11 protein-coding genes and 3 pseudogenes are annotated in these 10,446 nt (G+C 61.4%); 8 read left to right on the top strand and 6 right to left on the bottom strand.

Going from position 1 to position 10,446, the window contains the following annotated elements:
* Positions 1 to 222: 222 nt before the first annotated feature.
* The 3 genes and pseudogenes from IVA78_RS05900 to ligD all read right to left on the bottom strand — a co-directional run bounded on the left by IVA78_RS05900 (position 223) and on the right by ligD (position 3,293).
* Positions 223 to 966 carry a PIN domain-containing protein gene (locus tag IVA78_RS05900; protein WP_247418309.1) on the bottom strand — a complete coding sequence of 248 codons (744 nt, stop codon included), beginning with the start codon at positions 964 to 966 and terminating at the stop codon, positions 223 to 225.
* A 5-nt stretch (positions 967 to 971) separates the two neighbouring features.
* On the bottom strand, positions 972 to 1,469 hold the full coding sequence (locus tag IVA78_RS05905; protein WP_247464808.1) for a hypothetical protein: 498 nt from the start codon (positions 1,467 to 1,469) through the stop codon (positions 972 to 974).
* A gap of 5 nt (positions 1,470 to 1,474) precedes the next feature.
* Positions 1,475 to 3,293: pseudogene (gene ligD / locus IVA78_RS34530) on the bottom strand (DNA ligase D).
* A 114-nt stretch (positions 3,294 to 3,407) separates the two neighbouring features.
* Between ligD and IVA78_RS34355 the strand changes: the two are divergent.
* From IVA78_RS34355 to IVA78_RS05930, 4 genes are all read left to right on the top strand, one after another.
* Positions 3,408 to 3,536 carry a hypothetical protein gene (locus IVA78_RS34355; protein ID WP_256464978.1) on the top strand — a complete coding sequence of 43 codons (129 nt, stop codon included), beginning with the start codon at positions 3,408 to 3,410 and terminating at the stop codon, positions 3,534 to 3,536.
* A 14-nt stretch (positions 3,537 to 3,550) separates the two neighbouring features.
* Positions 3,551 to 4,600, top strand: coding sequence for a glycosyltransferase family 4 protein (locus IVA78_RS05920; RefSeq protein ID WP_247280272.1), 1,050 nt, complete (start codon positions 3,551 to 3,553; stop codon positions 4,598 to 4,600).
* A gap of 66 nt (positions 4,601 to 4,666) precedes the next feature.
* Positions 4,667 to 4,852, top strand: coding sequence for a DUF3606 domain-containing protein (locus IVA78_RS05925; protein WP_247280273.1), 186 nt, complete (start codon positions 4,667 to 4,669; stop codon positions 4,850 to 4,852).
* 238 nt (positions 4,853 to 5,090) lie between these two features.
* Positions 5,091 to 5,489 (top strand): low affinity iron permease family protein, encoded by a 399-nt coding sequence (locus IVA78_RS05930; RefSeq protein ID WP_247418312.1) that lies wholly within the window; start codon positions 5,091 to 5,093, stop codon positions 5,487 to 5,489.
* Between the two features lie 105 nt (positions 5,490 to 5,594).
* Here IVA78_RS05930 and IVA78_RS05935 read toward each other — a convergent pair whose 3' ends face one another.
* The 3 genes and pseudogenes from IVA78_RS05935 to IVA78_RS05945 all read right to left on the bottom strand — a co-directional run.
* Positions 5,595 to 5,834 (bottom strand): alpha-glucosidase C-terminal domain-containing protein, encoded by a 240-nt coding sequence (locus IVA78_RS05935; RefSeq protein WP_247459720.1) that lies wholly within the window; start codon positions 5,832 to 5,834, stop codon positions 5,595 to 5,597.
* Between the two features lie 17 nt (positions 5,835 to 5,851).
* Positions 5,852 to 7,243, bottom strand: a complete 1,392-nt coding sequence (locus tag IVA78_RS05940) for an alpha-amylase family protein (RefSeq protein ID WP_247459768.1) — start codon at positions 7,241 to 7,243, stop codon at positions 5,852 to 5,854.
* 174 nt (positions 7,244 to 7,417) lie between these two features.
* Positions 7,418 to 7,617 (bottom strand): annotated as a pseudogene (locus IVA78_RS05945) (erythromycin esterase family protein); the annotation flags it as partial.
* On the opposite strand from IVA78_RS05945, the gene IVA78_RS05950 reads away from it, so the two are divergent.
* From IVA78_RS05950 to IVA78_RS05970, 4 genes and pseudogenes are all read left to right on the top strand, one after another.
* Positions 7,580 to 7,753, top strand: a complete 174-nt coding sequence (locus IVA78_RS05950) for a hypothetical protein (protein ID WP_247418318.1) — start codon at positions 7,580 to 7,582, stop codon at positions 7,751 to 7,753. The pseudogene IVA78_RS05945 and the gene IVA78_RS05950 overlap by 38 nt on opposite strands.
* A gap of 407 nt (positions 7,754 to 8,160) precedes the next feature.
* Positions 8,161 to 8,850 (top strand): P63C domain-containing protein, encoded by a 690-nt coding sequence (locus IVA78_RS34535; RefSeq protein ID WP_247418314.1) that lies wholly within the window; start codon positions 8,161 to 8,163, stop codon positions 8,848 to 8,850.
* Positions 8,851 to 9,573: 723 nt separating this feature from the next.
* Positions 9,574 to 9,828: pseudogene (locus IVA78_RS05965) on the top strand (transposase); the annotation flags it as partial.
* Positions 9,829 to 10,074: 246 nt separating this feature from the next.
* Positions 10,075 to 10,446, top strand: a 372-nt coding sequence (locus IVA78_RS05970; RefSeq protein ID WP_247464804.1) for a transposase, incomplete at its 3' end; no start/stop codon positions are given.

Raw genomic sequence — 10,446 nt, forward strand, 5'->3', positions numbered from 1 at the left:
TGTTCAAAGGGGGTATTTGATACGCACGCGCAAAGCTGTGCAAGCTGCGGAGCAGAAATGGGTGGTCAATCCACTTCCCCATGCGCTCCACGTCCACTCGCTTCAAGGGCGGATTGCTGTAGTGGCCCGGTTTGGGTCACGAGCCGCCGATCACGCTCAAGCGGGGTGACTTCCGCTTTGGCATGTGGAGCCGACGTTTGTGAGTACAGACCTTAGCCCACGCTATGCCAGAGGCTGTCCTAGTCGCGTCGCCTCCAAGTGCACCTGATCGACACATCGCTGCACCGGACCGGGGTAGTCTTGCTCGATCCAGGGCTCATCGGCAAAGCGAACGTCCTCGATCTTCGACAGCCGAAGGCAGATCCACTTGGCCTGGACCGGACGCTTCGTGCGCGAACTTCCATCCACCAGGAGGACGAATGCGCGCTCCTCGCCGGTGGCGTGGCCCAGAATGTAAGGGCAGACCGTCTGGCACTTGCCGTCACGGCTTACCTGAACGGGCCGGCGTTCAAGCAGCGCTTCTCTGAGCGCCACGAAGACTTCGCTGTGGCCGTCGCTAAGGATCTGGAAGGGGCGCTTGCGACCGCGGTGGGGTCGGTACGCTGGGAAGCCCGGGTTGAAGGTCGCTGCTCGCGTGATCCCCATGCGCTCCATCAGGGCAAAACTCGTTCGGTCGATGAAGGAAAAGCTCTCGTTCGGGAAGCGCGCCCCTATCTCCGAAGCCGCGTCCAGATCGGCGCGGACGATGGGTTCAATCCGAACCCCGGTGCCGCGCAGCCGCTCCCAGAAGACTTCCGCCGCGCCGCGGCCAAATTGGGCTTTTAAAAGCTGGCACGTCTCGACCAGCACCAAGTCCGTCGTGAGGTATTGGTCGATGCTCTGAAGGATCGACTTGGCGCGCTCATTCTGGGCGTCCCGCTTGGCGGCCGCAGCGAACCACACCGAGCTGTCAACGAACGTACTCATGCGCGTCACTCCTGGACCGGGTACTGCCAAATGTCGCGCTTTGGCTCGTTCTCCTCAAGCCATTTTTGCGCGCGCTCTTTCGAGGCAAAGAGCTTGATCCAATCGGGCTCACCGATCGCCTTGGACGCCGGATCGGGCAAGCAGAGCCACACCGATCCCTCGACTGGACCGCCTTCCACTTCATATTCCCAGGCAACGCCTTGGGGATCGTTGTCCTGGAGCCAGGCGTCGGCCGCACGCCCCGATGCAAATACCTTCACCCATTCGGGATCGCCCATCGTGCGCGACTCGCCGTTCTCGTAGTCATCAAGGTAGAGCCATATGGTCCTGCCCTCGCGGCGAGCCGTGTCATGGCGGCGAACCGCCTCGTTCACCCTCTGCCGGTCCGATCGATCGGTTTCAGGCAGTGACATCACCGCGCCGTAGAGATCGGCAGGAATGCTGCGCCTGTCGCCCAGAGGCTTGCAGCGCCATTCCACCCATTGATCGAATGCGTCCGACATATCGGTCACCTCCTCGAGTTGGCGCGGAATGGACTGTCGATGGTGAAGGCGTCCGGCGCGATCCCGCTCTCGATGCGCTTCCAGGTCACGGGCGCTGCGATCGGAAATCCCTCTCGGGCTCTCGGGGAATAGGTGCCGATGGCGGTGGTGCCGCGGCCATTGCGCAGATAGTCCAGGAAGATGCGATCGCGACGCTTTGCCTGGGCAGACAGGAGGTAGCGATCTGGATGGCGCGCTGCGAGCGCGGAGACCAGCTGATGCGCGACCCGATGCGCCTTGTCGTGCAGCACCGGCTGATCCAGTGGCGCCATCAGATGAATTCCTTTGCCGCCGGTGAGCTTTGGCCAGGTCTCGAAACCCTCTCGTTTCATCAGCGCGCGCAGATCGAGCGCGGTCTCCACCACGGCATCCCAGTCGACGCCCTCGCCGGGATCGAGATCGATCACGAGGCGGTCGGCATGTTCGAAGTCCTCGACGGTCGCATTCCACGGGTGCAACTCGACGGCGCCGATCTCGACGAGCCCAAGGAAACCATCCAGGCTGTCGATCCACAGGCGCGTTCCCTGGCCGCCCTCGCGTTTCTGAATACGAAGCTGATGCACGGCCGCCGGAATGTCCTTCGGCAGCGGCCCCTTGTGATAGAAGGTCGTGCCGTGCACGTGACGCACGAGCTTCAGCGGACGATGCCCGAGGTGCGGCAGCGCCTTCTTCCAGACCCTGGTCCAATAGTCTGCGAGTTCTTCTTTCGACGGAGCAACTGCTTCGGGCAGAAGCTGCAGGATGTTCTCTCGGGGGACGCCCAGTTTTGGTCGGCCGGCGACGGACGGTACCAGCCGCGGCGCCTTGTACCTTGCGCACCGCAAGATCATCGCGAAAGCCCTTGAACACGGCTTCGCGGAGCAGGCCATCATCTGTCAGCGCGCCATATTGGACCTCGATCTCAACGGTCGGCTCGACCCAAGTCGCCTTCGGCTTTTTGACCGCCAGATCGAGCGGAGAAGTCTTGCGGATCAACGGATCCAGGCGCTCGCGCAATTCGCGCGCCGTCGTCTCGGTGTAACCGGTACGCACCTTGCCGGCGTAGAGCAGCTTGCCGTGATCTTGCCGGCCGATGTAGAGAGACGCGACTTTGCGCGGGCGCGCCCCAAGCTTCTCCACGAAGGCGACGATCGGAAAGGTCTCGCTCTTCTTGCACTTGAGCTTGATCCAGCTCTCCTGCCTGCCCGAGCGGTACGGCTCGCCCAGCCGCTTGGCGACCAAGCCTTCCAGCCCCAGCTTGCACCCCTTGTCGAAGATCACGTTGCCGTCGGCCGCAAGCGCCTCGACATAGATGAAGGTTTTTGGCGCGTCCTTCAGAAGGCCCTGCAGCAGGCGCTTGCGATCCTCATACGCGACGGCACGCAAGTCATAGCCGCCGAGGTACAGGAGATCGAACGCGTGGTAGCGCACACGCTCGCTGCGCTTGGTGCCGAGCTCCCGCCTGAGCTGCTGGAAGTCCGGCAGGCCGCCACTGCCGTACACCACGGCCTCGCCGTCGATGATCGCACTGTTTGCCTTGATCAGGTCGGCGCTCGCGGCGATCGAGGAGAATTGTTCGGTCCAGTCCAGGCCTGTGCGTGAATAGACCTTGGCGTCCCCATCTCGCAGGTGCAGCTGCGCGCGGTAGCCGTCGGCCTTGATTTCGTAGACCCAGTCTTCGCCGCGCGGCGGCCTCTCGCGCAACGTGGGATCACACGGCTCGACGAAACCAGGAATAGCAGCTTTGACGGCGCCATGGACACGCGATACTCCCGAACGAGACTGACGCAACGCCACAGCACACATGCCGATTCAACACCGGCCTGAGAATTCGTTCCCTCCAGAGCCGGGGCAAGTGCCGACGCGAAGGGAACGAACCTTGACGGCCGCCGTTGGTCGCGATTGTTCTGCGAGACAGTCATGACAGCCGTGTTCGCGCCACGTCAGCATTCGCACGGGAATGCCGAAATCTCGGCGGGATGGTTCTTGTTCGCGGTTCTCTTGGGCATCCTGCTGGTGTGCGGCACCTCACGCACCTCCGAAGGCTGATGGCGGCCCGGTCGATGCGGATCGCCCAACTCGCGCCGCTTGCCGAGAGTGTCCCTCCCAAGCTCTACGGCGGGACCGAACGCGTCGTCGCCTGGCTGGTGGACGAACTTGTCGAACTCGGCCATGACGTGACGCTGTTCGCCAGCGGCGACTCGAGGACGCGCGGACAGCTGCATGCGGTCTGGCCCCGCGCCCTGCGCCTAGGCCGCCCACATCCCGACCCGAACGCGGTCTGCGCGATGTTGCTAGAGGCGGTCGCCGGTCGCGCCCGAGAATTCGACATCATCCATGCTCATCTCGACTGGGCTCACTTGCCCGTGCTGGCGCGATCCGGAACGCCGTTTCTGACCACCCTACACGGGCGGCTCGACATCCCCTGTATAGACGAGGTGGTTCGGCAGTTTCGGGCCGCATGCTTCGTCTCGATCTCCGACAGCCAGCGGGCTCCGCTCGCCACCGCGAATTGGTGCGGCACCGTGCATCACGGCTTGCCGGCCGATCTGTTTCGCGCCTCGTATGAACCCGGCTCCTACCTGGCCTTTCTTGGACGCCTCACGCCCGACAAGGGGCCCGACGATGCCATTCGCATCGCGCGTGCGGTCGGAATGCCGCTGCGGATCGCGGCGAAGGTTCCGAGAGGAGAAAGGGGCTATTTCAAGAAGCATCTCGAGCCGGAGATCGACGGCGGAAACGTCGATCTCGTCGGCGAGGTCGACGAGCGGGGGAAACAGCCGTTTCTGGCCGAAGCGGCGGCCTTGCTGTTTCCGATCAAATGGCCGGAGCCGTTCGGTCTCGTGATGATCGAGGCGATGGCCTGCGGCACGCCCGTGATCGCCTACCGGGCGGGTTCGGTGCCCGAGGTGGTCGAGCACGGGGTCACCGGCTTTATCGTGGAGAGCGAGGAGGAGGCGGTCCGGGCCCTGAATCACCTGGACAGAATTGACCGCCGCACGGTTCGGGCCCGCTTCGAGGAGCGCTTCACGGCGGAGCGGATGGCCCGCGCGTACGAAGGTCACTACCGCAAACTGCTCCAGGCGAGTGCAGACGCCAACTGCTGGCCGTGATCGACACTCCTGACATCGGAACCGCGGCATTTCTTCCTGCGCTGGCGAAGCAAGAGGACTCTACTGATGCCAAAAAGCGAAGAAGCAGACGAGCCGGGCCGCAACCAGGATCGCGCCCGCGTGGCGGGCGGACAGGACTACGAAGTCCGCTACGAAGCCGCGAAAATTGGGCGCTCGAAGGCGGCAGTGAAGAAGGCGGTGAAGAAGTTCGGCAGCAGCCCCAAGAAGGTCCAGGGGCGGCTCGGTCGTTGACCGATCCGGCTCCCAACGTAACCGGCCCGGCGGCAATCGGCCGCTGCAGGGTTTGTCATTCCAGGACACGCACTGATGCCGCTCAGTACGTCAACTCTACGCCGCCGGGGCCATGCGCCTAGCAGAATCCTTCCGATACCAAACGACGCGTTTAGGCTGCAACCGCGGCGGGACTGCACGTTTATCGGTACGCCTGCCCGAATCGAGGGGCGTCTAGGAAAACAGAAAGGTGTACAGCATGCGGCAAAGCCAGCACGGACCCGAGCGACATCCGCGGTTCTTCGCCTCGATTGCCAATACAGCCTCGCAGGCGGCTGGACGCGCATCCACGTTTGTCCTGGCTTGCGCGGCCATCGTCATCTGGGCGGTTACCGGACCTCTCTTCCGGTTCTCCGACACCTGGCAGCTCGTCATCAACACCAGCACGACTATCGTAACGTTTCTGATGGTGTTCCTGATCCAAAACTCGCAGAACCGGGACAGCGCAGCCATACAGGTGAAGCTGGACGAACTCATCCGGACCGGTACCGCCCAGAATTCCTTCGTCGGTATTGAGCATCTCTCCGCCGACGAACTGGAGGACTTGCGGACGCGATGCGAGGCGAGGGCTAAGGTTGTCGCGGCCCCAAGAGGGTGAGCGCAGAGTCACGCGCGGCGAAGCGCTCGGCTCACCGCGACTGCCGGGCTCAGATCCGCATCTTTATGCCCGGTAGCCCGACGATGGATTAAGGACGCGATCGCATCAGCCAGAGTCGATCCGAAACCAACGATAGCCATAGCCATCGAGTTCGATCTCGCCGGCAGGGGTGCCTTTCGCGGGGTAGACTCGATTTCCGAAAAGATCGATCAGCTTGTGGCCGCCCGAAAGCTCGTGAAGTACCGTCGTGCATTCGCCCGGCCCAAGGTTGTGCAGGACAAGCACGGATTTTCCTTCCAGCATATAATGCTGCACCAGGACTGACGAGGAGGCGGCTTGCGGCAAGTTGCAATCGCCCCAACCTATCTCCGGGCAAGTTTTCCGCATCTCGGTGAGCCGACGCAGCCAGTTGAACAGTGAATTCGGATCGCGCTGCTGCGCGGCGGCGTTGACTTGCTTCGAACCGAACTCGCCATCGGTGATCGCCGAGTGCAGCAAACGGTCGTTCGGTGCCGTCGAGAATCCGCCGTTGGGATCGTCGGTCCATTGCATGCACGTTCGAACCGGCCACCGTTCGGGCAGGCTGAGATCGTCCCCCATTCCCAATTCATCGCCGTAATGACCGGCGTGCCCGGAAGACTGAACAGGAGGCTGAATGCCAGCTCGATCCGCCGGCGATCATTGCCCAGCATGCCCGCGAGGCGGCGGCGAATGCCGCGTCCGTACAGTTGCATTTTCGGTTCTGGCGCAAACGCCGCATACACTTGATCGCGCTGCTCGGGTGGCAGGCGGCTCAGGTCCAACTCATCATGGTTGCGCAGAAACTGGGCCCACTGGGCGGACTGCGGCAGCTTCGGAAGTGTGGTCAGACATCGCCGCAGCGGCTCGGCTCGGTCTTCCGCAAGCGACAGAAACAGGTGCTGATTGACCAGGAAGGCGAACAGCATGTGGATGCGCGAGCCGTCGCCGAAATATCTCGGGAGTTCGGAGGCGCGCACGTTGGCTTCCGCCAGCAGCACCGAGTCGCCCTTGCGCCACGACAGGAAGTCGCGCATTTCGCCAAAGAACTCGTAGTGACGTTTCGGCGATCGGTTCGGACGGACCTCTTCGACGACGAACGGGGCCGCATCGATCCGGAAACCGGATACACCGAGCTCCAGCCAGAAGCCGAGAATCTTGAAGATTTCCTCGCGAACGGCGGGGCAGGTGATGTCGAGGTCGGGCTGATATTGATAGAAGCGATGATAGTACCAGGCTCGGGCGCGCAGGTCGTAGGTCCAGACACTGGATTGAAAGCCAGGGAACACAATCCCGTCTGCGCTGTTCTCCGGCTCCGTGTTCGCCCATACATAGTATTTGCGATAGGGCGACGCAGGGCCGGCTCGCGCCTGCTGAAACCACGGGTGCTGCTCCGACGTATGGTTGATCGGCAAGTCGACGATCAGCCGCAATCCGCGGAGTCTCGCCTGATGGCTGAACTCGACGAAGTCACCAAGCGTGCCGAGGGCCGGCGCCACATTGTAGTAATCAGTGACGTCGTAGCCGTGATCCAGCCCCGGGCTGGGATAGAACGGAAGCAGCCACAGGCAAGTTACCCCCAGCTGGGCGATATGATCCAATTGCTCGATCAGCCCTGCGAAGTCGCCGATGCCGTCGCCGTTGCCGTCCTTGTAGGTGGCGACGTTCAGGCTGTAGATGACGGCATTTTTGTACCAGAGATCGAAAAATCTTCCCGTCCACAGCTGCGGCGGCACCTTATGCAAAAAGGCGTCAGGGAGTAAGCTGACGCCCGCGGATCACAACCGGCATGATTGCCGCTTGTTCCCGGCGAGGATCGTTCGCGCGTCGCTCGCCGCAACATGAACTGCACTTTTGCTTCGCACGGATGGCATTGCATCACCGTTCCTGAACTCCTGTGGGCGGCCGCTTCACAGCCCGAATGGATAGGTGTCCGGAACCCCGGCGCGGCGATGCTCCGGTCCCAGCGGCCTGACCGCGTGCGTTCCGTCCAGCCACGAAACACATCGAATTGCTAGGGTAATGACGCTTCCGCGTGATGGCTTTGCAGCTCGCTGTGCGGGCGATAGGTGATGCCGATGAAAGGCTCCAGGCGCGGCTCGACGACCCTGCTCAGGTTTTCGAACGCGGTCGCTGATCTGGGGGTCACGGCCGGAGTGGTCGGGAAGGCGGCCGACCTGAAGGAGCAGGCCGAACGACCTCGAGACGCTACCAGTGACGACGCGCCCGAGGCCGCCGGCGAATAGTCCATTTCGGGTTGTTTTCGGAGCCGTGCGTGACCGATGCCATTCCATTCTGGTGTCGAGGACGAATCCACGATCCAGCAACCTGTGCAGGGAGCTCTATCGGATGGCGCGTTCGAAGGCGGACGTCACGCACTCGGGGCAAGAGGCGCTTTCTCGGTTTCGCGACGACCGCTCCAGATATCGTGCAGTGCTGACGGACGTCGGCATCGGCGCCGGGGCTGGACGGCCGGCTCCTCGCCCGAAGGATCCGCGAGATCGATCCCGATTTTCCGGTGATCTACATGATCGGCGGACACGCCGAGCAGTGGAAGTCCTAAGGCGTGCCGAACAGCATCCTCATCGGAAAGCCGTTCGCGCCGTCGCAACTGGTTACGGCGATCTCGCAGCTTCTGAAGCCGACTGCCTGAGTGCCCATCGAGCCTGGTCGACCTAGGCGTCAGCCGACGCTTGGCCGCTGCGGGCGGGGGTGCCTGGTCGCAGTCTGCGACACCTGGCTGCGTGCGAGAGAGGCGGGAGCCCTGCAAAAGCAGCAACTCGCTAAAGCTCAAAAGGCGGAAATTCTTACCCGCGCCCTCGCGCATACTGCGGTCGTTGCGCTGATCGATGAGGCAACTGGCTACGAGAAAGTTCGCCCGCAAAATGCTCTGCAAGAATACTTGGCAATCATTGTCCGAAAAGAGCTTGCCGCATGGGTGAAGAAGTTCCCGGATGATTTCTACGAGAACATTTACAAACTAAAGGGCTGGAAGTGGCCCGGCATGTCTAAAAACCGCTATAGCGTTGTTGGACATTACACAAACAATCTTTTCGAGCGCCTAGCCCCGGGGCTACTGAGGGAATTGCGCGTCAAGACTCCGAACAATGAAAAAGGACATCGCCCGAATAAAATGCATCAATGGCTTACGGAGGATGTTGGCGACCCCATGCTGGCGCAGCACCTGCACAGTTTGATGATGTTTCAGCGGCTCGCCATTGCGAACGGTTTCGGTTGGCAGCGATTCCTGCACATGGTGGATCAGGTATTGCCGCGTCGGGGTGACACGTTGCAGCTTCCGTTTGAGGAACCTGATTTAGATAAGAAAGAGGCCGCCAACTGAGGCGGCCCTACTCTGCTACGTCCTGCACGGGTCGGATTTTCTCGGCGCGGCTAGCGAGGACTTCGTAAGTCTTGGCGACCTTACGGAGGCTCTCCCTCGTCTCTGGAAACTCGCAGTTATCAGCCTTGGTACGAAACTCCTCCGCTCGCATTCGCCAGTACTTCGGCGGTCGCATACGCTCGATGCCCATGGCCAACCTCCCGAATTGGTCCATCCTTTCCCAATCCATTAATGTACATGCCGCCCCGGATGTTCCGCTGGAAGATACACGTCAAAAGTCGCATAGAACAAAACAGGCCACTGCGAAATTCAAATCAGGCCACTAGGGGTTAAAACAGGCCAGCGCCGGGCAACGAGTGAGAACAAGTCGGTGACCGAGAACGGATTGCGAACCGCGGCTGCGCTGATGAAAGTGAGTGTCAATGACTGTTTTCTCGAGAACTTCCGGGAAGCGCTCGAGTTGTGCAAAGAGGACTGGGTTCGTGATGACTTGACCACGATTACATCGAACGGCCTTCCACTTTGCTCCTCGACGGCCAAGTTGACAGTTCGCAGAGCTGACGAAGCCGAGATTGTCATCTATGGAAACGGAGCTATCCAAGCTCAGACCGAAGACTTGGTCCATATCTTGTCGATTTAGATCGAGCGTAGCGACCTCCGTGTGAGCTGCTGCCGGTTTGATGGACACCAGGATTTGGTGTTTCATGAAGCCGGAGGTGGGCGATGAAGAGACGGAAGTTCAGTCGCGAGTTCAAGATCGAGGCGGTCAAGCTGGTTAGGGAGCGTGGGGTGTCGGTGGCGCAGGCCGGGCGCGACCTGGATGTTCATGAGAACGTTCTGCGCAAATGGGTGAAAGAGTTCGGCTCCGATCCGGTGCAGGCCTTTCCCGGCCACGGGCAGATGAAGCCGGAGCAGCAGGAGATCGAGCGGTTGCGCCGTGAGGTCGCCAGGTTGAAGGCCGAGCGGGATATCCTAAAAAACTGTCCAGCGTTGTGGCGCGCCTGCGCGGGGTAGAAACAGCCTTGTGGTATCTTCTTGGCTGGGAGGGTAGCGGCCGTCAGCTTATTGGAGGCAGAATCCCCGTTAAAAAACGTGGTCCATGGGTGCATGCGAACTTGGGAGTGGTGACGCTGCTCCGGCGGCGATCCCGATTAGGAAGATGACGATTGGCATAACCCTGACCCTCCTGCCCATTTTTAAATGGAGGACCTGCTTATGCCCAAGATGACGACGGGTGACCGCCCGGAGTTGAAGCCGGTCAATGTCGGCGCGGCCGCCATCGACATCGGATCAAAGATGCACATGGCTGCGGTGAACCCAGCCTGCACTGATATACCAGTGCGCACCTTCGGCACATTCACAGAAGACCTGCATCATCTGACGGACTGGTTTAAGGCCTGCGGCGTGACGAGTGTCGCGATGGAATCCACCGGGGTCTATTGGATCCCGGTTTACGAGATCCTGGAGCAGCGCGGGTTTGAGGTCATTCTGGTCAATGCTCGCTACGCAAAGAACGTGCCCGGGCGCAAAAGCGATGTGAGCGATGCCGCATGGTTGCGCCAGCTTCATTCCTATGGCCTGTTACGCGGCAGCTTC

Origin of the sequence: Bradyrhizobium sp. 137, assembly GCF_023074095.1 — a bacterium.
Lineage (GTDB): Bacteria > Pseudomonadota > Alphaproteobacteria > Rhizobiales > Xanthobacteraceae > Bradyrhizobium.

Coding starts and splice junctions, on each gene's coding strand:
- IVA78_RS05900 (WP_247418309.1), bottom strand. CDS start 966: ATGAGTACGTTCGTTGACAGCTCGGTGTGGTTCGCTGCGGCCGCCAAG.
- IVA78_RS05905 (WP_247464808.1), bottom strand. CDS start 1,469: ATGTCGGACGCATTCGATCAATGGGTGGAATGGCGCTGCAAGCCTCTG.
- IVA78_RS34355 (WP_256464978.1), top strand. CDS start 3,408: ATGACAGCCGTGTTCGCGCCACGTCAGCATTCGCACGGGAATGCCGAA.
- IVA78_RS05920 (WP_247280272.1), top strand. CDS start 3,551: ATGCGGATCGCCCAACTCGCGCCGCTTGCCGAGAGTGTCCCTCCCAAG.
- IVA78_RS05925 (WP_247280273.1), top strand. CDS start 4,667: ATGCCAAAAAGCGAAGAAGCAGACGAGCCGGGCCGCAACCAGGATCGC.
- IVA78_RS05930 (WP_247418312.1), top strand. CDS start 5,091: ATGCGGCAAAGCCAGCACGGACCCGAGCGACATCCGCGGTTCTTCGCC.
- IVA78_RS05950 (WP_247418318.1), top strand. CDS start 7,580: ATGCCGATGAAAGGCTCCAGGCGCGGCTCGACGACCCTGCTCAGGTTT.